Raw genomic sequence first — 19320 nt, 5'->3', positions numbered from 1 at the left:
TGGCGTACGGTCGCTGGCTGCGCGACCGGTGGTCGCGTAGGGTCCGTGGTCCCTCTCCCGGTCGTTCGCAGCACCTGCCCTGCCGACGGCGGCCCGGCCTCGATTCCCTACCCTTGGACCTCATGAGTTCGCCCATCCCCGACGCCCACCGGATCGGGAACCGCTACCGGCTCGACGAGCGGATCGGTGCCGGTGCGATGGGTGCCGTGTGGCGGGGGACGGACGAGCTGCTGAACCGCACGGTGGCCGTCAAGGAGCTGCTCGCGGCGGCCCTGCCGTCCGACGAGCAGCTGGAGGAGTCCCGCCAGCGGATCCTGCGCGAGGGCCGGATCGGCGCCCGCCTGCAGCACGCGCACGTGATCAGCATGTTCGACGTCGTCGTCCACGACGACCGTCCGTGGCTGGTCATGGAGTACCTGCCGTCGCGCTCGCTGGCCGCGGTGCTCGCCGAGAAGGGTCCGATCCCGCCGCGGGAGGCCGCCGCGATCGGCCGTCAGGTCGCCGACGGGCTGGCCGCCGCGCACACCGCGGGCGTCGTGCACCGTGACATCAAGCCGGGCAACGTCCTGATCGCCGAGGACGGCCGGGCCAAGATCACCGACTTCGGCGTGTCCCGCGCCGTCGACGACGTGCAGCTCACCCGTACCGGCGTCATCGCCGGCACCCCGGCCTTCCTGGCCCCGGAGGTCGCCCGCGGCCAGGAGCCGACGGCCGCCTCGGACGTCTTCGCGCTCGGCGCGATGCTCTACGCCTCGGTCGAGGGCGAGCCGCCGTTCGGCCTCGACGACAACGCCTACGCCCTGCTGCACAAGGTCGCCACCGGCGCGATCACCCCGCCGCAGGAGGCGGGCCCGCTGACCGCGCTGCTGATGCGCCTGCTGGCCAACGACCCCACCGAGCGGCCCAGCTCCGCCCAGGCCCGCGAGGCGCTCGCCCGGATCGCCGCGGGCCAGTCCGTCGCCGGTCTCGCGACGCCGTCCACGGCGACCGCGGTGATGGACACCGGCGACGGCGCGGGCGCGCCCGACGGGCTCGAGGCGCAGGGCGGCGGGACCGTCGTCGACGCGCCGGCCGTGCCCGCACCGCAGGTCATCCCCGGTCCCGGCGGCCGTGGTGGCAGGCGGGGCGGTGCCACCCGCTCCCGGGACGGGCGGGGTCGTCGCACCCCGGTCGTGCTGGGCGCGGTGGCCGTGCTGCTCGTCGTCGGCGGCGGTGTCGCGTTCGGCGTCTACTCGACCAGCCGGCAGCAGGACGCCCCGCCGGTGATCGCCGCCCCGCCGACGAGCGGGTCGCCGTCGCCGAGCGCGGCACCGACGACCACGCCCGCGCCGACGACCACCCCGACGCCGACACCGACCACGGGGACCGGCGAGGTCCAGGACCCGGTGTCGTTCGTGCAGAACTACTACCGGATGCTGCCCGGCGACATCGACGGTGCGTTCGCGATGCTCAGCCCGCAGGCGCAGGCCCAGAGCCAGGGCATCCAGGGTTTCCGGACCTTCTACAGCACCGTCCGCAACGTCTACGCCGAGAACCTGCGCAACGCGGGCCCGAACACGGTCACCGCGACCGTCGTGTTCATGCGCAACGACGGCACGACGACCCGGGAGAACTACCGGTTCGTCGTCGGCACCGACAGCGAGGGCCAGGAGATCCTGCAGTCGTTCAGCACGGCCTGACCGTCCCGACCGGTCAGCCGGGGCGCAGCGACGTCACGAAGTCCGTGGTCGCGGCGACGATCTGCCGTTGTGCGGTCGCCCGGTCCACACCCGCCTCACCGTCGCCGGTCTGCGGGCCGTAGTCGCCGAAATAGGCGTGCACCCCGCCGTCGACGACGACGAAGCGGGTCCCCGCGGGCAGCTGCGCCCAGGAGTCCGCGATCGCGTCCGGTGTGGCCAGCGCGTCGCGGGAGCCGGACACCGACAGGGCCGCGACCGGCGCCCCCGACACGTCGGCGGCCGGGTAGGACGCCCACAGCACCAGCCCACGCACCCCGGGCACGTCCAGCGCCCGCGCGGCCGCCACACCGCCGAGGGAGTGCCCGCCGACCGCCCAGGTGCGGACCTCGGGCGCCGAAGCGACCGCCCGGCCGACGGCCCCCGGATCGGTCAGCGCGACGCCCAGCGGCGGCGCGGTCACGATCACGCGCACCCCCTGCTCGGCCAGCGGGCGCAGCAGCGCCAGGTAGGCCCGCGGGTCGACCAGCGCCCCGGGGACGAACACCAGGCCCCGGCCGGACGGCGCGGTCGGGCGCAGCTCCCACGTCGTCGCGGTGTGCACCACCGCGACCCGGTCCGACGGTGTGGTCGCGGCGAGCGCGGTCGCGTCGGCGGCGTAGGGGCGCAGCCACAGCACGGCGGCGACCAGTGCGACCAGCAGCACCGCACCGGCGGCCCGTCCGGTCGTCCGCAGCCGTCCGGGCCGCGCCGGGCGCCCCGACCGCACCACCAGGACCAGCCCCACCAGGGCGACGACGGCGAGCAGCACCGGGTAGGCCGGGTGCCCCGCGAGCAGCACCGGGCCCGCGACGACGACGATCCCCACCACGACGACCACGGCCACGATCCCGATCACCGCCCGCACCGCGACCGCCCACCCGGGCCGGGCCGCCCGGTCAGCCACGGGCCACCGTCGCGGTCACGAACTCCACGATCCGGGCGTTCGCCGCGGCCCGGGTGTGCCGGTCGTGCACCTCGTGGCCCTCGTCGGGGATGCGCAGCAGCTCCACCGGCGCACCGCGCCCGGCCAGTGCCGCGTGGATCGCGAGTGCCTGCGCCAGCGGGACGTTCGTGTCGTGCTCGCCGTGCACGACCAGCAGCGGTGCGGCGATGCGGTCCGCCGCGCGCAGCGGGGACAGCTCCTCCAGCAGCGCGCGGTCCCGGCGCGGGTGTCCGTACTCGGTGGTCGCGGGCCCGCTGATCCACGGCTCGGAGTCGGCGTAGAAGGCGGTCATGTCGGACATGCCGCACACGTCGACGCCGGCCGCGAACAGCTCCGGGAACCGGGTCAGCGCGGCCAGGGTGAGGAACCCGCCGTAGGACCGGCCGCCGACGACGATCCGGCGCGGGTCGACGTCGGGCACCCCGGCCAGCAGCCGGGTCGCGGCCCGCACGTCGGCGATCGAGCCCGGCCGCAGCGGGCCGTCGTCGAGCCGGGCGAAGGCCCGCCCGCGCCCGGAGGACCCGCGCACGTTTGGCGTGAGCACGGTGACCCCGGCGGCGACGAGGCCGTGCAGCAGCGGCGCCCAGCCGGGCCGTTCCTCGGACTCGGGCCCGCCGTGCAGCCACACGAACCCCACCCCCGTCGGCGACGACGGCCGGTGCAGCCATCCGGTCAGCCGCAGCCCGTCCTCGGCCGGGAAACCGACCGCCTCCGGACGCGGGGGCCGCGGTGTCACCGGGGTGCCGCCGAGCAGCGGGGTGGCCGGGCGCGCGTCGAGCGGCATCCGCACCACGTACGGCGCCACCCCCGGCGAGTGCCCCGCGACCAGCAGCGACACGCCGTCGCGGGCGAAGGCCACGCCGGTGACGACGTCGCACGGCGCGGGCAGCCGCTCCGGCCTGCCGCCACGCAGGTCGGCGATCTCGACCTGGCTGCGCCCGCCGACGTTCCACACCAGAGCGGCCCGCGGACCACCCGGGTCCAGCGCCACGACCTCCAGGTCGGCGCCGGGCCGGACGGCGACCGGGCGGGCGGGGGACAGGCGGTGCTCACCCGCGGGGCCGAGGGCGACGGCGAGCAGCGCGGTGTGCTCGCGGTCGGCGTCGGTGTGCACCCAGAGCGTGCCCGGGGCGCTGCCGAAGCGGGCGGCGGCGGTGAGCGCCCCGCCGGGCCCGCCGATCACCCGGTCCCGGGTGCCGCGGTGCAGGTCGACCAGCTCCAGGGCGCGCTCCCCGCGACGGCCGGTGCGCAGCACGACCCGTCGTCCGTCGGCCGACACCGCCTGGACGACGGCCGACTGCCCGGACCCGAGCACAGTGGAGGAGCCGTCGCGTACGTCGACCAGGCAGGCGGTGCCGTCGCCCGGCTCGGCGCCGCGCGGGGTCGCGTCGGACAGCACGGTGACGCCCAGCGACCGTCCGCTCGGCGCCCACGCGCCCAGCACGACGGCGGTGGCGTGGGTCGCGATCCCGACGGCGGGCCCGCCGTCGGGATCGAGCAGCGCCACCCGGGTGCGGTCGCCGCCGCACGGGGCGACCTGCACCGCGATCCGGCTGCCGTCGGGGGACCAGGACAGCGCGGTCACGTCGGCGTGCGGGCCGGGGGCCTCCAGGACCCGCGCCCCGTCCGGGTCGACCGGTCCGTCCGCCGGCAGCGCCGCGACGTGCACCCGCGGGCGCCCGGTGCGGTCGGAGATCCAGGCGATGCGGGTGCCGTCGGGGGACGCTGCGGGCGAGTGGTGCCCGGGCTCGGCCCCGGCGACGGCACGGTCGGGGGCGGTCTGGGTGATCTGCACGGTCTGCCCGGCCTCCACCGATCACATCCCCCGTTCCTGCTGTCGTGTCCTGCGGTTCCGCGCGGCCGGACGCCGAAACTACCCGGTGGGTCCGCACCGGGTTCCACCTCACGTGCGCCGGGCCCCGCCCGCAAGACCCACTGCGTTTCGGGGTGGTGACAAGCGCTACGGCGAACGAGGGATTCGTTCGTACGGAACACGAACAAATCCTGGACCGGGGCCGCTGCCGGGAGCATGCTCGCCGGAGCCGCCCCCACACCTCCAGGAGCAGACGATGGCCGTCCCCGCCCCGACCCCCGCCGACAAGTTCTCCTTCGGACTGTGGACCGTCGGCTGGACCGCCGCCGACCCGTTCGGCGCCCCGACCCGCCCGGCGCTCGACGTCGTCGAGGCGGTCGAGCGGCTCGCCGAGCGCGGCGCGTGGGGCCTGACCTTCCACGACGACGACCTGTTCGGCTTCGCCCCCGAGCGCGCGCACCGCGACCGGCAGATCGCCCGGCTGCGCGAGGCCTGCGCGGCCACCGGCATGACCGTCCCGATGATCACCACGAACCTGTTCTCGCACCCGGTGTTCAAGGACGGCGGGTTCACCTCCAACGACCGGACCGTGCGGCGGCTCGCGCTGCGCAAGGTGCTGCACAACGTCGAGCTGGCCGCCGAGCTCGGCGCCCGCACCTTCGTCCTCTGGGGCGGACGGGAGGGCTCGGAGTACGACTCCGCCAAGGACGTCCGCGCCGCCCTGGACCGCTACCGCGAGGCGATGGACCTGCTCTGCGGGCACGTCCTGGAGCAGGGCCACGACATCCGGTTCGCGATCGAGCCCAAGCCCAACGAGCCCCGCGGCGACATCCTGCTGCCCACCGTCGGGCACGCGCTGGCCTTCGTCGAGCGGCTCGCCCACCCCGAGCTCGTGGGCGTCAACCCCGAGGTCGGGCACGAGCAGATGGCCGGGCTCAACATGGCGCACGGCGTCGCCCAGGCGCTGTGGGCGGGCAAGCTGTTCCACATCGACCTGAACGGCCAGCGCGGCATCAAGTACGACCAGGACCTCGTGTTCGGCCACGGCGACCTGCTCAACGCCTTCGCCCTGGTCGACCTGCTCGAGACCGCGGGCTACGACGGCCCCCGCCACTTCGACTACAAGCCCTCGCGCACCGAGGACGTCCGCGGCGTGTGGGACTCCGCCGAGGCGAACATGCGGACCTACCTGCTGCTGCGCGAGCGGGCGGCCGCGTTCCGGGCCGACCCCGAGGTCGTCGCCGCGCTGGAGGAGGCCGGCGTGCCCGCGCTGTCCGAGCCGACCCTGAACGACGGGGAGACCGTGGCGGACCTGCTCGCGGACCCGGCGTTGGACGCCGTCGACCCGGACGCGCTCGGGCGTCGCGGGTACGGCTTCGTCCGGCTGCACCAGCTCGCGTGTGAGCACCTCGCCGGGGCACGCTGACCCCGTGCACGACCGATCTCCCCGCCCGCAGGCCCCGCCCGCGCGTCCACCGGCGGTGCGCCGGCACAACCTCGGCCTGCTGCTGGGGGCGCTGCGGGCGGCGCCGTCGTCGCGGGCGTCGCTCGCCGCGGCGACCGGGCTGACCCGCGGCACCGTCGCGGGGCTCCTGGACCCGCTGGTCGCCGCGGGTGTGCTCGCGGAGGGGGAGCCGGACCGCAGCGGGGTCGGGCGGCCCGGGACGCCGCTGGCGTTCGCCGGCACCGGGCCCGTCGTGCTGGCCGTGTCGGTCGAGGTCGACGGCGTCGACGCGCTGGTCACCGGCCTGGACGGGCAGGTGGTGCACCGGACGCGCCGGCGCCGCGACCACCGCGGTCTCGACCCGGACGCGGTGTTCGGGCGGGCCGCGCGGACCGCGGCGAACCTGGCCGCGCGCACCGGCCGACCGGTCGCCGGGGCCGGGATCGCCGTCCCCGGACCGGTGCACGGCTCGGACGGCGCGGCGGTGCTGCTGCGGGCCCCGAACCTGCCCCGGCTCGACGGCTGCCGCCCCGCCGAGCACGCCGGGGCGCTCGGTGAGGTGCCGCTGCTCGTCGGCAACGAGGCCTCGCTCGGGGCGCTCGCGCACCTGGGGCAGGCCGACGACTTCCTCTACGTCTCCGCCGACGTCGGGATCGGCGGCGGGATCGTCGTCGACGGGCGGGTGCTGCCCGGTGCCCGCGGCGTCGCCGGGGAGATCGGGCACGTCGTGATCGAGCGCGACGGGCGGCGCTGCGGCTGCGGCGGCACCGGCTGCGTCGAGGTCTACGCGGGCCTGCCCGCCCTGCTCGGCGACGCGGGCGCCGCCGACGTCGCGGCGCTGCGGACCGCCGCCCGCGCGGGGGTCCCGGCTGCGACGGGGGCGCTGGCCCGGGCCGGCGCCGCGCTCGGGACGGCGCTGACGTCGGTGCTCCACGTCGTCGACGTCGGCACCGTCGTCCTCGGTGGCAGCTACGCCGAGCTGGGCACCTGGCTGGTCCCCGCGGTGCACGCGGAGCTGGTGCGCCGCGGGGTCGCGACCGGGCCGGACGTCGCCGTGCTCGTGTCCCCGCACGGCCGGGCGGCCACCGTCACCGGGACCGCCCGCGCCGTCGCCGACCGGGTGCTGGGCGAGCCGGACCTGCTGCTCGCCGGCTGAGCCCGCCTCAGGCCAGCACCCAGGTGTCCTTCGCCCCGCCGCCGCGCGAGGAGTTCACGATCATCCCGCCGGGCGGGGCGACCCGCGACAGCGCCGCGGGCAGCACGTCGACCTCGGGCACCCCGCCGACGCCGGGGGACTGCACCGCGAAGACCCGCAGGTCGACGGCCTGGGGCCGCAGGGCGCCGTCGGTGAAGGTGGGATGGGTGGAGATCCCGACGAGGTCCTGGGCGACCCAGCCGGCCGGGGTGTCCCGGATCGCCGCGGCCACCCGGTCCAGCTCGGCGCGACCGGCGTGCGGGCCGATCACGATCCCGGCGCCGCCGTAGCCGTCGACGGGCTTGAGCACCAGCCGGTCGAGCCGGTCCAGGACCTGCTCACGGGCGGCCGGGTCGACGCAGGGCAGCGTCGGCACCGAGGCCAGCACCGGCTTCTCGCCGAGGTAGTAGCGGATCATCTCCGGCACGTAGGCGTAGACGAGCTTGTCGTCGGCGACGCCGTTGCCGGGCGCGTTGCGCAGCGCGACCCGCCCGCGGGCCATCGCGGCCCACAGCGCGCGGCCGAGCGGCCGGTGGTCGGCGCCGCGGGCGGTCGCGAGCTCGTTCTCGTCCATCCGACGGTAGAGGGTGGTGATCCGGCGCCGCCGCCCGCCGCCGACGAGGAACAGCGCGCCGTCGGTGACCTGCAGCCGGGCCGGGGTCACCAGCGGGACGTCCATCGCCTCGGCGAGCAGCCGGTGCTCGAAGAACGCCGGGTCCACCTCGCCCGCGGTCAGCAGTGCGGCCTCCCCGTCGGGCCCGTCGGGGTCGCCGGCCGCGAGCGCCGCCCGCAGCCGGTCCGGCACGTCGTCGAGGTGGCGCACCTCCGACGGCGACTCCAGGTCGGGCAGCACGCTGCGGATCAGCCGTCGGCTCATCATCGAGAACCCGATGCCCGACGGGACCCGGAGGTTGTCCTCCAGCACGACCCAGCCGTCGGCGTCGTCGCGGACCAGGTCGATGCCGCCGACGGCGATCCGCACCGCGTCCGGCGGCACCAGCGCGCCGGCGCGGGTGCGGCCGGGCGCCTGCTCGACCACCGACGCCGGGACGACCCGGTCGCGCACGATCTCGCGGCGGCCGTAGACGTCGCGGACGAAGCACTCCAGGGCCCGCATCCGCTGCTCCAGCCCGGAGGCCAGGTGCGCCCAGTCCTGCGCCTCGATGATCCGCGGCACCAGGTCCAGCGGGAACAGCCGCTCACCGTCGTCGCCGGGCTCGACGCCGGGCACCGGGAAGGTGACCCCGCGGGCGCGCTGCTCGGTGCGCAGGGCGTTCTCCGCCGCGGCCAGCCCGCGCGGGCCGAGCCGCTCCAGCGACCGGAACAGCCAGCCGTAGCCGGGCCGGACGGCGCCGGTCGCGTCGACGGCCTCGTCGTAGCGGGGCGGGACGTAGCCGTCCAGCAGCTCCGGCGCGGACGGCACGGTCTCCGCGGGCGCCGACGGCGGCCGCTCGCCGTAGGTGCGGGCCAGCAGGTCGTCGACGACGTCGGTCAGCGACCCGCGACGCCCGAACGCGCGCCGCTGCGCCGCCGCGCCCGACCCGCGGGCCAGGACGCCCTCGGCCAGCTCGGCGACCTGCTCGTGGTCGCCGACCTCCTCCAGCCACGGCCGCAGCTCCTCGACCAGCGCGCGCAGCTGCACCGACGGGGAGCTCAGCGTCGGGGGACCGCCGGGGGCCCGGCCGATCTCGACGAGGTCGCCCTCCAGCCCGGACCGCGCGGCCCGCCACCCGGCCGCGCGCAGCAGCTCGTGCCGGGCGCGGGGCAGCGGTCTGCCCGCCTCGGTGTCGGCGCGGGCACGGGCGACCAGGGCGCGGAACAGCCCTGCCACCAGCACGACGTCGTCGACGTCGGGGCAGGCGTCGCACAGCCGCAGCTCGACGGTCGGCAGGTGCGCGCTGGGCCGGACGTCGAAGTAGAGCATCCCGGCGTCGCTGATCGTCCCGGACGCGATGAGCTCGTCGATCATCGTGTCGTACTCGGCGGCGGTGGTGACGTCGCCGGGCGGCCCGGCGGTGGGCCAGCGCTGCCAGATCATGCTGCGGTAGCTGGCGTAGCCGGTGTCGTGGCCGCGCCAGTACGGCGAGCTGGCGGTGATCGCGAGCAGGGTCGGCAGGGCGGGGGAGACCCGGCGCGAGACCTGCACGGCGGTGTCGCGGTCGGGGACGTCGACGTGCACCTGCACCCCGCAGATGTGCTGCTCGCGCACCAGCATCTGGTACTCGTGCTGCATCCGCTCGTACCGGGCGCCGGCGGAGATGTCGTCGCCGGACAGGTCGACCAGCGGCACCGTCCCGGCCGCGACGACACCCAGCCCCAGCGGTTCGGCCGCCTCGCGCAGCCGGGTACGCAGGCGTCGCACGTGGGTGCGCAGCTCGTCCAGCGACGGCGTCGCGGGCGAGTTGGTCTCGACCAGCGACCGTTGCAGCTCGGGGAAGAACTCCGCCCCGTCCAGGTGCTCCAGCAACCGTTCCGCGTCGGGCGCGGCCCGGCGGTCGGCCAGGCCGACCACGTGGAACTCCTCCTCGACCCCCACCAGCGGCACGTTCCCCACGGCCGGTGACGCTAGGTGTCCGCTGTTACGTCCGTGTGTCCCGCGGCGATCGCGCCCGACGCCACCCCGTCCGCTGGTCCGTACGGCGGTACTCGGACGTCTGTCCGGACCAGTTCCCATCTGCTGTTCTCGCTAGCGTGTCCGGATCCGCCGACCCCAACGGAGCCGCTCATGACCGCCGGCCGCCGCGCGCGGGCCCTGGTCGCGCTCGTCCAGGTGCTCGGGCTCGCCGTGTGGTTCTCCGCGTCCGCGGTGCTGCCCGAGCTGCGCGCCGAGTGGGACCTGTCCGCGACGGCCGGGGTGTGGCTGACGACGTCGGTGCAGCTCGGCTTCGCCGCCGGCGCGGTCGTCTCGGCGGTCCTGACCCTCGCCGACCGGGTCCCGCCGCAGCGGCTGCTCGCGGGCGGTGCGGCCGCGGCGGCGTCCTGCACGCTGCTGCTCGCCGCCGTCGTCGACGGTCCGGTGGCCGCGCTGGTGCTGCGGACGCTGACCGGGGTGTGCCTCGCGCTCGTCTACCCGGTCGGCATGAAGATCATGACCTCCTGGTCGGACCGGTCGCGCCGGGCCCGCGACCTCGGGGTGCTGGTCGGGGCGCTGACCGTCGGGTCGGCGCTGCCGCACCTGATCGGCGGGCTGCCCGGGCTGCCGTGGCGCGGGGTGCTCGCCGGCGCCGCGCTGTGCGGCTTCGTGGCCGCCGCGCTGGCCCGCTGGTGCCTGCGCCCCGGCCCGGCGCTCGCCCCGGCCCCGCCCCCGGACACCGGCTACGCGCTCCGGCTCCTCCGCGAGCCCGGACCGCGGCTCGTCGTGCTCGGCTATCTCGGGCACATGTGGGAGCTGTACGCGCTGTGGACCTGGCTGGGCGCCGCACTCGCCGGCGGGGACCCCGGCCCGGCGGAGCACCTGCTGGTGTTCGTGGCGGCCGGGCTGGGCGGCGCCGCCGGCTGCGTGCTGGGCGGCCGCGCCGCGGACCGCTACGGCCGCGTCCCGGTGATCGCGACGTCGTTGCTGGTCAGCGGGGTCTGCTGTGCGGTATCCCCGGTCGTGCTCGGCGCCGCGCCGCTGCTGGTGAGCGCGTTCTGCGTGCTGTGGGGCGCGGCCGCCGTCGCCGACTCCGCGGTCCTGACGACCGCGACGATCGAGGTCGCCGACCCCCGCTACACCGGCACCGCCCTGACCGTGCAGACCGCACTGGGTTTCCTGCTCACCGTCGCCGGGATCGCGACGGTCCCGGTGGTCGCGGCGGCGGTCGGATGGCAGACGGCGCTCGTCGTGCTCGCCGTCGGACCGGCGCTGGGCCTGCCCGCGGTGCTCGCACTGCGCCGGTACCTGCCCACCGCGCTCCCGACCCCGTCCCCCTCGGCCCCGTTCCTCCCGGCCGCCCCCGCGGCAGCCCCGGCGGACGAGCCGACCGTCGAGCTCCCACGGATCGCGATGGACGACCGACCGACGGCGCCGCTGTTCCGCGCCGTGGACGGGCCGCCGACCGTGGAGCTGTACCGCCTCCGCCGGGTGGCGGGACCGGGCCCCTCCGGCTTCGCCGACCGCCTCGCGCGGGTGCTGTCCGACCGGTCCCGGGCTGCCGCCCCGCCGCCCGCGGCCCCACCGACCGCAGCCCTGTCGAACGCCGCCACGCCGACAGCCGCCCCACGGAGCTCCGGCACTGCCCCGGCTCCGCGGCGGCGGGCTCGACCGGGCGGATGACGTCGCTGCGTCGCGTGGACGATCTTCGCGGCCGACCACCATCGACGGAGCCGTGCGGCCGTCCGGTGTAGGTGACCACCGCCGACGGACCACCGCGGCCGCCGGTGGGGGATCCGTGAATTCGCTTACCGGGTAAGCGAATTCTCGGAAGGAACCGTCTTCCCGCGGCAGCGAGGGGACACCGACGCAGGACGATGCGCACCATCGCTCGCGGCTCGCGGCTCGCGGCTCGCGGCTCGCGCGGTCGATGCGGGGTGGTCGACAGACCCTCTGTGTGCGGAATCGCTTACCCGGTAAGCGAATTCGCAGAGGGAGCACGCGCCGCTTGGCCTCTGCGACACCGACGCAGGACGATCCGCGCCATCGCTCGTGGCTTGCGCGGTCGACACACGGGGGTCGACAGACCCTTGGTGCGTGGATTCGCTTACCGGGTAAGCGAATTCGCAGAGGGAGCCCCCGGAACCACGGCGTCGGAGGTCCGGGCGATCCGCAGCAGGTCCGCGTGCTGTGCCACCGCCTCGTCGTGCGACAGGGGATCGCCATGCCCCGGGACGAACACCCGTGTCCCGGTGGAGGAGGGTGCTGCGCCGACGTCGAGCAGCAGCCCCACGGCGGCCGCCCAGTCCCGGCGGTAGGAGTCCGGCCCGAACGACGGCGGTGCCCCGTTCTCCAGCAGGTCCCCGGCGAAGAGCACGCCCGCGTCCGGGACGTGCACCGCCAGGTCGTGTCCGGTGTGCCCGGGGCCGGGGTGCACGAGCTGCACGACGCGTCCACCCAGGTCGAGCAGGTGCACGGAGCCCGGGCGGGGGCAGACCGGGCGGTCGGGCAGGACCGGGACGGTGGCGCCGAGCGCATCGGCCGTCGCGGCGGCGGAGCTGCCGGTGTCCCCGGAGCCGCCGGTGTCCCCGGAGCTACTGGTGTCCCCGGCGTCGCGGTAGTGCCGGGTCCAGTGGGCGCGCTGGGCGGCGGCCGTCGCCAGGAGGGCGCCCGCGCAGCCGGCCTGGGCGTACACCGGGGCGCCGGGGAACGCGGCGGTGCCGAAGCAGTGGTCGAAGTGGGCGTGGGTGAGGGCCACGACGACCGGCAGGGCGGTCACCGCGCGCACCGCTGCGGCGAGCTCGGCGCCCTGGGAGGTGTCGCCGCGGGTGTCGATCACCAGGGCCGCGGACGTGCCGAGCACGAGGCCGGTGGTCAGGTCGAGCTCGTCGTGGCGGCGGGCGAGCACCCCGTCGGCGAGCTCGAGCCAGCGCCCGTCCGAGCGCTGCCCGGCCGCTCGCTGCTCGTCCGACCGCTGCCCGTCCATCCGGTGATCCTCGCGCTCAGACCGCGATCGCGGTGGACCGGCCCAGGGCGTCGGTGCCGGGGCCGAGCAGCTCCGCGGTCCCGCGGGCCACGCGCTCCGCGGTCCAGGCGCAGGCCAGTGCGTCGAGGACGTCGTCGAGCCGGGCGGCGGTGGGCAGGTCACCGAGCGACGCGGCGGAGGGGATCCACTCCGACAGCGCAGCGACCCGCTGGCCCGCCCCGCGCGCGGTCTTCTTCGACGCGAACGCGCACGACGGTGCCATCGTGCGGAACGTCAGCTCCGGGTGCGCCTCGACCACCGACGACGGCAGCCGCACCTGCTGGAACTCGCGGATCTTTCCGACGATGTGCCAGGTCTGCAGGCTGATCTTCTTCCCCGTGACGGCCTGGGCGGCGGCGCAGGCCTCGTCGTAGGAACCCGCGTCGAGCACCGGGGCGGGCGGGGTCGGGAACAGCGAGGACCGGGCCCGGCCCAGCCGCGCCGACGCGAGGATCTCGGCCTCACGCCGCTGCGCACCGGCCGGGACCGACAGCGGGATGTCGACCCCGACGGCGTCGCACCCGGCCGTCGCGGCGAGCACCGACGCGGCGTCGGGGACCACCGTCCACGTCACCTCGCGTGTCCGTCCGCTGCCGGAGAGCACGCACACCACCCAGCCACCCGGGACCCCGTCCACGCCGCCGATCCGCATGGGGGAGGATCGTGCCCCGTGCGCGTCTACCTGGGCAGTGACCACGCCGGTTTCGAGGTCAAGGGCAAGCTCGTCGAGTACCTGACCGAGCAGGGGATCGAGGCGATCGACGTCGGGGCCCCGACCTACGACGCCCTCGACGACTACCCCGCCTGGTGCATCGAGACCGCGCGGCGCGTGGTCGAGGACCCGGAGTCCCTCGGCATCGTGCTGGGCGGATCCGGCAACGGCGAGCAGATCGCCGCCAACAAGGTGCAGGGCATCCGCGCCGCGCTGGCGTGGAACGAGGCCACCGCGAAGCTCGCCCGCGAGCACAACGACGCCCAGGTCATCGGCGTCGGCGCGCGGCAGCACAGCTTCGAGGAGGTCGTCGCGATCGTCGACGCCTTCCTGGCCACCCCGTTCTCCGGCGACGCGCGCCACCAGCGCCGCATCGACCAGGTCCTCGACTACGAGCGGACCGGCGAGATCGAGCTCCCCGCGTCCTGACCCGGAGCCGAGATGCCCGAGGGACACACGCTGCACCGGCTGGCGCGGCTGCACCGGAAGCTGTTCGTGCGCCGGCCGGTCGGCGTGTCCAGCCCGCAGGGTCGTTTCGCCGCCTCCGCGGCGCTGCTCGACGGCGAGGTGATGACCGGGGCCGAGGCCCACGGCAAGCACCTGTTCCACCGCTACGGCCGCGACCGCGTCGTGCACGTCCACCTCGGGCTGTACGGCACGTTCGTCGAACAGCCGCTGCCCGCTCCGGAACCGGTCGGGCAGCTGCGGATGCGCCTGGTCGGGCAGACCCACTACGCCGACCTGCGCGGCCCGACCGCCTGTGAGCTCCTCACCTCGGCCGAGGCCCGCGCCCTGCGGGCCCGGCTGGGTGCGGACCCGCTGCGTCCCGACGCCGACCCGGACACGGTCTGGGCCCGCATCTCGGCCTCGCGCAGCCCGCTCGCGACGCTGCTGATGGACCAGAAGGTGCTCGCCGGCGTCGGGAACGTCTACCGCGCCGAGGTGCTGTTCCGGCACGGCCTGGACCCGCAGCTCCCGGGCCGGTCGCTGGACCGGGAGACGTGGGACGCGATGTGGGCCGACCTCGTCGTGCTCATGCGCGACGGCGTGCGGACCGGCCGCATCGACACCGTGCGTCCCGAGCACGACCCGCGCCGGCGCGGGCAGGCCGGACGGAAGGACCGGCACGGCGGCGAGGTCTACGTCTACCGCCGCACCGGGATGGACTGCCTCGTCTGCGGGACGCCCGTACGGCACGCCGAGCACCAGAACCGCAACCTGTTCTGGTGCCCGCGCTGCCAACCGGCAGCCACCTAGGGAGGCGGCCTAGGGTGGCGGCCGTGGTGGAGCAGAAGCCGATCGAGTGCTGGATGACCGACATGGACGGCGTCCTCGTCCGCGAGGGCAGCATCGTCCCGGGCGCGGACACACTGCTGTCGCGGCTGCGGGACAAGAGCGTCCCGTTCCTGGTCCTGACCAACAACAGCATCCACACCCCCCGCGACCTGCGCTACCGGTTGCAGGCCACCGGCCTCGACGTGCCGGAGGAGTCGATCTGGACCTCCGCGCTCGCCACCGCCGCGTTCCTCGGCGAGCAGCGCCCGCAGGGCAGCGCCTACGTGATCGGCGAGGCCGGGCTGACCACCGCGCTGCACGACATCGGCTACGTCATCACCGACCGCAACCCCGACTACGTCGTGCTCGGCGAGACCCGCACCTACAGCTTCTCCTCGATCGCGACCGCGATGCGCCTGGTCGAGCAGGGCTCCCGCTTCGTCGCCACCAACCCCGACGCGACCGGCCCGTCCCCGGAGGGCATCCTGCCCGCGACCGGCTCGGTCGCCGCGATGATCTCCAAGGCGACCGGGGTCGACCCGTACTTCGTCGGCAAGCCGAACCCGCTGATGATGCGGGCCGCGCTCAACCGGCTCGGCGCGCACTCGGAGTCCACGGTCATGATCGGCGACCGGATGGACACCGACATCCTCGCCGGGCTGGAGGCCGGGATGCGCACGGTGCTGGTGCTCTCCGGCATCACCAAGGAGCACGAGATCGACCGGTTCCCGTTCCGCCCGACGCGGGTCGTCTCCTCGGTCGCGGACCTGATCGACGACGTCTGACCCCGCCCCGGACCTGCGGGGTTGCGAACTACACCGATGTGGTTCACCCTCGAACACATGTACGGAGAACTGGTGTCCTGGCAGCGGTGCGCCGGCTGCGGCGCGGAGGCCGAGCTCCCCGGTGACGAGACGGCGGGCGTCGCCGTCCCGTGCCCGGACTGCCCCGGCTCGATGACCGAGGAGTTCAGCTGGGACGCGGTCGCCGCCTGAGCGGCCCGCTCAGACCTTGAACCCCAGCGCGCTGGGCTCGCCCCGGCGCAGCGCCGCGACGTGCTCGACGACCGTGGTCAGCGAGTGCAGGTCGTGGCCGTTGCGCATGGCCGAGACCAGCGCGCGCTCGGCGGCCTCGATGCCCTCGGCGGTGTCGACGACCTCGGCGAGCCGGTCCGGCGCGGCGATCAGCAGGCCGTCGTCGTCGCCGCACACCAGGTCGCCCGGGCTCACGACGAGCCCGCCGAACGACACCATCTCGTCGACGGTGCCCGGGTCGCTCGTGCTGCCCGAGGCCGGGCAGGTCCCGCGGGCGAACACCGGTAGCCCGATCCCGCGCAGCCCGCGGACGTCACGGACCAGCCCGTCGACGACGATCCCGGCCAGCCCGCGCCGCTTCGCCTCGGTCGCGAACAGCTCACCGGACACGGCGCGGTGACCACCCGCCCCGGCGACCACGAGCACCGAGCCGGGGCGGGCCGCGGACAGTGCGGCGAACATCGGCAGGTGGTCGTCCACACAGGACACCGTCACCGCGGGCCCGGCCATCGACACGTCCGGCACCAGGGCCCGGATCGCGGGGTCCACCACGGGAAGCGACTTGTCGGCGTCGCAGATGGAGGACACCTGCAGCTCGCGCAGACGGTCCAGGAGGTCGGTCATGGACGTCATCCTGTCGCACCGTCCGCCGTTGCGCGCCGTCGAGCGTCCGCGGCGCGCGCGGCGATCTCCGAGCGGCGCACCTTCCCGGCGTCGTCGCGCAGCGGGTGGTCGACGACCTCGATGCTCCGTGGCTGTTTCGCCCTGCTCAGACGCCCGTCGAGGAACTCGCGAAGATCGTTCTCGATGCCCGGTTCGGCCTGCACGACGGCGTGCACGACGTGCCCGTAGTCGGCGTCCGGCAGCCCGACGACGACGGCGTCCCGCACCCCGGGGTGCGCGGTCAGCGCCGCCTCGACCTCCGCCGGGTACACGTTCGCGCCGCCGACGAGGATCATGTCCGAGCGCCGGTCGGCCAGGTACAGGTAGCCGTCGGCGTCCAGCGAGCCCATGTCACCGAGCGACTCCCAGCCGTCGCGCTCGCGGGCGGAGGCGCCCAGGTAGTGGTACGTCGGCGCCCCGCCCGACCGCATCCAGATCTCACCGGTGACACCGGGGCCGAGCTCGCGGCCGTCGTCGTCGCGGACGGTGATCTCGCCGCGGGTGACCCGCCCGACCGACCCCGGGTGGGCCAGCCAGTCGCGGCCGTCGATGGCGGTGCCGGCCTGCGACTCGGTGCCGGAGTAGATCTCGAACACCGTCTCCGCGCCGACCCGGTCGATCCAGCCGCGCTTGACCTCCGGCGGGCAGGGCGCGCCGACGTGCAGCACGGTCCGCAGGGTCCCGGTGTCGCAGGCGGCCCAGTCGGCGTCGGGCAGGCGCAGCATCCGGCTCATCATGGTCGGCACCGCGTAGAGCCAGGTCACCCCGTACGCGGGGACCATCGCCAGCGCGCGGGCGGCGTCGAACCGGCCCATGAGCACGACGTGGTGGCCCTGGAGCAACGCCATCAGCGTGAACATGAAGGGCGCGTTGTGGTGCAGCGGCGCGGTGCAGCCGAAGACGCCGTCGCGGTCGATGCGCAGCCCGTCGGCGCGGGCCAGGACCTGTTCGACGCAGGCGGCCTGACCGGCGACGATCACCTTCGGGGTGCCGGTCGACCCGCCCGAGGTGGGTGCCTTCCAGCTGGGCCCGACGACGTCGGGGAGCGCGCCGTCGTCGTAGGAGCCGGCGTCGAGCGGGGTGTCGACGACGAGCGCCGGCGCGGCGACGGCGAGCACCGCGTCGCGCTCGGCGGCGGGCAGCCGGGCCGACAGCGGCTGGGGCACCGCGCCGATCTTCCACGCCGCGACCGAGCACTCGAGGTGCGCGGCGGTGTTCGGCAGCGCGATCGACACCAGGTCCCCGCGCCGCACCCCGCGGTCGGCGAACGCCCTGGCCAGGCGGTTGGTGCGGGCGTCGAACTCCGCGCGGGTGCGCACCACACCGGGGCCGTCCGCGGTGTCCTCGGTGACCAGCGGGCGGTCCGGGTCGGCGGCGACGAGCGCGCGCAGCCGGGCGGCGAGCGCGGTCGCGCCGGCGGGCACCTCGGGCTCGGGGAAGCGGGGTTCGCGGAGTCGTGCGGTCATGCGGTCCTCCCGGTGGTGCCGGCGACGGCGGGGTCGAGCCGCTCGTCGTCGGGGACCGGTCCGCGGGCCAGCACGTACCGGGCCGCCGCGAGCGAGACGAGCACGATCACCAGCGAGTACCCCACGACGGGCACGATCGACCCGGTCGCGGCCAGCAGCGACTGCCCGACGAGCGGGGCGGTGCCGCCGAACAGCGTGCCCGCCAGCGCGTAGGACAGCGAGATCGCGGTGTAGCGCATCCGCGCGGGGAACGCCTCGGCCAGCATCCCGGCGAGGATCGCGTAGTACATCGTGTGCGGCAGCGTCGCGAGCGCCATGCCGAGCGCGGCCAGCCCGAAGCTGCCGGTGGAGATCAGCCAGAACATCACCGGGAACAGCGGCAGCTCGATCAGCAGCAGCGCCGTGACGACCTTCCGCGGGTTCCACCAGGTCGCCATGAACGCCCCGAGCGGCTGGGTGAAGAACTGCACGGTCGAGCTGATCAGCACGACGTTGAGGAACACCTGGCGGTCGAAGCCGAGGTCGTTGACCGCCCAGGACAGCGCGAACGTGTTCTTGAAGTACGCGGCCGCGGCCACCAGCGCGCACGCGCCCACCGAGACGACCACCAGCATCGTCCGCTCCCGCAGCAGCTCCGCGAGCGGGAACCGCGCCGTCGTGCCGCGGGAGCGCATCGCGACCAGCGCCGGGCTCTCCTCGATCCGCAGCCGGATCACCAGCCCGACGACGACCAGCGCCGCCGACACGAGGAACGGCACGCGCCAGCCCCAGGACAGGAAGGCGTCCTCCGGCAGCATCGCGACGAGCGCGAACGAGCCGGTGGCGAGCATCTGCCCGGCCGGGCTGCCCTGCTGGGCGAAGGCGCCGTAGAGGATCCGGCGGTTCTTCGACGCGTGCTCCGACGCGATCAGCACCGCGCCGCCCCACTCGCCGCCGACGGCGAGCCCCTGCACGAGCCGGGCCACGACCAGCAGCACCGGGGCGAGGACGCCGATGTCGTCGTAGACGGGCAGCAGCCCGATCGCGAGCGTCGAGACGCCCATCAGCAGCAGCGTCGCGACCAGCGCGGTCTTGCGGCCGAGCCGGTCACCGAGGTGGCCGAAGACGATCCCGCCGATCGGCCGGGCGAGGAACCCGACCCAGAACGTGGCGAACGAGGCCAGCACACCCGCGGCGGGGGAGGCGTTCGGGAAGAACAGCGGCCCCAGCACCAGCGCGGCGGCGGTGCCGTAGATGTAGAAGTCGTACCACTCGATGGTGGTGCCGACGAACGAGGCGATCCCCGCCTTGCGGCGCATCGACGGTGTGCTCGTGCTCAACCCGGTGCCCCTTGCACTCGTCGTGGAGCGACGGTCGCGACCACGCCGTCGTGACCACCGCCACGCAACGGTAGAACAGCATTGGGACGTCATCGGGACGCTCTTGCTTCCGTTCCTGTCGTTCGATCGACATGATCGGAG

Annotated in this window: 16 protein-coding genes; 8 read left to right on the top strand and 8 right to left on the bottom strand. The window is 75.5% G+C overall.

The genetic code is table 11. The annotated features are described in order from the left end of the window. Window positions 1–122: 122 nt before the first annotated feature. On the top strand, window positions 123–1679 hold the full coding sequence (locus tag KPL60_RS18905) for a serine/threonine-protein kinase (RefSeq protein WP_226366665.1): 1557 nt from the start codon (window positions 123–125) through the stop codon (window positions 1677–1679). Window positions 1680–1692: 13 nt separating this feature from the next. Here KPL60_RS18905 and KPL60_RS34725 read toward each other — a convergent pair whose 3' ends face one another. Continuing rightward, the gene (locus KPL60_RS34725; protein WP_226366664.1) at window positions 1693–2622 is read right to left on the bottom strand and encodes an alpha/beta hydrolase; all 930 of its coding nucleotides are present in this window, start codon (window positions 2620–2622) and stop codon (window positions 1693–1695) included. Further along, window positions 2615–4474: a prolyl oligopeptidase family serine peptidase gene (locus KPL60_RS34720; RefSeq protein WP_226366663.1), complete on the bottom strand. Its 1860-nt coding sequence runs from the start codon at window positions 4472–4474 to the stop codon at window positions 2615–2617. The genes KPL60_RS34725 and KPL60_RS34720 overlap by 8 nt, the downstream gene beginning before the upstream one ends. 256 nt (window positions 4475–4730) lie before the next feature. Here KPL60_RS34720 and xylA point away from each other — a divergent pair, with 256 nt between their 5' ends. Beyond that, window positions 4731–5900 carry a xylose isomerase gene (gene xylA / locus KPL60_RS18890; protein ID WP_226350280.1) on the top strand — a complete coding sequence of 390 codons (1170 nt, stop codon included), beginning with the start codon at window positions 4731–4733 and terminating at the stop codon, window positions 5898–5900. A 4-nt stretch (window positions 5901–5904) separates the two neighbouring features. Beyond that, complete coding sequence (locus KPL60_RS18885; RefSeq protein WP_226350281.1) at window positions 5905–7074, top strand: ROK family protein; 1170 nt, start codon at window positions 5905–5907, stop codon at window positions 7072–7074. Between the two features lie 7 nt (window positions 7075–7081). Here the strand turns inward: KPL60_RS18885 and KPL60_RS18880 are convergent, their stop codons facing one another. Continuing rightward, entirely contained in the window at window positions 7082–9667 is a 2586-nt protein-coding gene (locus KPL60_RS18880) for a carboxylate--amine ligase/circularly permuted type 2 ATP-grasp protein (protein WP_226366662.1), read from the bottom strand. A 171-nt stretch (window positions 9668–9838) separates the two neighbouring features. Here KPL60_RS18880 and KPL60_RS18875 point away from each other — a divergent pair, with 171 nt between their 5' ends. Beyond that, window positions 9839–11368 carry an MFS transporter gene (locus KPL60_RS18875; RefSeq protein WP_226366661.1) on the top strand — a complete coding sequence of 510 codons (1530 nt, stop codon included), beginning with the start codon at window positions 9839–9841 and terminating at the stop codon, window positions 11366–11368. A 424-nt stretch (window positions 11369–11792) separates the two neighbouring features. On the opposite strand, the gene KPL60_RS18870 is transcribed toward KPL60_RS18875, so the two are convergent. Both KPL60_RS18870 and KPL60_RS18865 read right to left on the bottom strand, forming a co-directional pair. After that, complete coding sequence (locus KPL60_RS18870; RefSeq protein ID WP_226366660.1) at window positions 11793–12671, bottom strand: MBL fold metallo-hydrolase; 879 nt, start codon at window positions 12669–12671, stop codon at window positions 11793–11795. A gap of 16 nt (window positions 12672–12687) precedes the next feature. Next, the gene (locus tag KPL60_RS18865; RefSeq protein ID WP_226366659.1) at window positions 12688–13362 is read right to left on the bottom strand and encodes a DUF429 domain-containing protein; all 675 of its coding nucleotides are present in this window, start codon (window positions 13360–13362) and stop codon (window positions 12688–12690) included. Window positions 13363–13380: 18 nt separating this feature from the next. On the opposite strand from KPL60_RS18865, the gene KPL60_RS18860 reads away from it, so the two are divergent. The 4 genes from KPL60_RS18860 (at window position 13381) to KPL60_RS18845 (ending at window position 15692) form a co-directional block, all read left to right on the top strand. Next, window positions 13381–13851, top strand: coding sequence for a ribose-5-phosphate isomerase (locus KPL60_RS18860; RefSeq protein WP_226350286.1), 471 nt, complete (start codon window positions 13381–13383; stop codon window positions 13849–13851). 12 nt (window positions 13852–13863) lie between these two features. Further along, window positions 13864–14679: an Fpg/Nei family DNA glycosylase gene (locus KPL60_RS18855; RefSeq protein ID WP_226366658.1), complete on the top strand. Its 816-nt coding sequence runs from the start codon at window positions 13864–13866 to the stop codon at window positions 14677–14679. A gap of 62 nt (window positions 14680–14741) precedes the next feature. After that, complete coding sequence (locus KPL60_RS18850; RefSeq protein ID WP_226350639.1) at window positions 14742–15482, top strand: HAD-IIA family hydrolase; 741 nt, start codon at window positions 14742–14744, stop codon at window positions 15480–15482. A 57-nt stretch (window positions 15483–15539) separates the two neighbouring features. Continuing rightward, complete coding sequence (locus tag KPL60_RS18845; RefSeq protein ID WP_168172127.1) at window positions 15540–15692, top strand: hypothetical protein; 153 nt, start codon at window positions 15540–15542, stop codon at window positions 15690–15692. 9 nt (window positions 15693–15701) lie between these two features. Here KPL60_RS18845 and KPL60_RS18840 read toward each other — a convergent pair whose 3' ends face one another. From KPL60_RS18840 to KPL60_RS18830, 3 genes are read right to left on the bottom strand one after another with little or no spacing between them, the layout of a single operon-like run. Then, a complete protein-coding gene (locus KPL60_RS18840) occupies window positions 15702–16355 on the bottom strand; it encodes an RraA family protein (protein WP_226350288.1) in 654 nt (217 codons plus the stop codon). A gap of 5 nt (window positions 16356–16360) precedes the next feature. Then, window positions 16361–17860 (bottom strand): AMP-binding protein, encoded by a 1500-nt coding sequence (locus KPL60_RS18835; RefSeq protein ID WP_226350289.1) that lies wholly within the window; start codon window positions 17858–17860, stop codon window positions 16361–16363. After that, window positions 17857–19179: an MFS transporter gene (locus tag KPL60_RS18830; protein ID WP_226350290.1), complete on the bottom strand. Its 1323-nt coding sequence runs from the start codon at window positions 19177–19179 to the stop codon at window positions 17857–17859. Before KPL60_RS18830 ends, KPL60_RS18835 begins: the two co-directional genes overlap by 4 nt. Window positions 19180–19320: the final 141 nt, after the last annotated feature.

It is taken from the genome of Pseudonocardia sp. ICBG162, from assembly GCF_020496225.1.
Taxonomy (GTDB): Bacteria; Actinomycetota; Actinomycetes; order Mycobacteriales; family Pseudonocardiaceae; genus Pseudonocardia; species Pseudonocardia alni.
Note: the sequence above shows the minus strand (reverse complement) of the source record. Positions and strands in the feature narration are given on the sequence as shown.

Bases quoted from the DNA above. Each gene is read 5' to 3' on its own strand.
- KPL60_RS18850 (WP_226350639.1), top strand. From the start codon at position 14,742: ATGGACGGCGTCCTCGTCCGCGAGGGCAGCATCGTCCCGGGCGCGGAC.
- KPL60_RS18845 (WP_168172127.1), top strand. From the start codon at position 15,540: ATGTACGGAGAACTGGTGTCCTGGCAGCGGTGCGCCGGCTGCGGCGCG.
- KPL60_RS18840 (WP_226350288.1), bottom strand. From the start codon at position 16,355: ATGACCGACCTCCTGGACCGTCTGCGCGAGCTGCAGGTGTCCTCCATC.
- KPL60_RS18855 (WP_226366658.1), top strand. From the start codon at position 13,864: ATGCCCGAGGGACACACGCTGCACCGGCTGGCGCGGCTGCACCGGAAG.
- KPL60_RS18835 (WP_226350289.1), bottom strand. From the start codon at position 17,860: ATGACCGCACGACTCCGCGAACCCCGCTTCCCCGAGCCCGAGGTGCCC.
- KPL60_RS18905 (WP_226366665.1), top strand. From the start codon at position 123: ATGAGTTCGCCCATCCCCGACGCCCACCGGATCGGGAACCGCTACCGG.
- KPL60_RS18875 (WP_226366661.1), top strand. From the start codon at position 9,839: ATGACCGCCGGCCGCCGCGCGCGGGCCCTGGTCGCGCTCGTCCAGGTG.
- KPL60_RS18870 (WP_226366660.1), bottom strand. From the start codon at position 12,671: ATGGACGGGCAGCGGTCGGACGAGCAGCGAGCGGCCGGGCAGCGCTCG.
- KPL60_RS18865 (WP_226366659.1), bottom strand. From the start codon at position 13,362: ATGCGGATCGGCGGCGTGGACGGGGTCCCGGGTGGCTGGGTGGTGTGC.
- xylA (WP_226350280.1), top strand. From the start codon at position 4,731: ATGGCCGTCCCCGCCCCGACCCCCGCCGACAAGTTCTCCTTCGGACTG.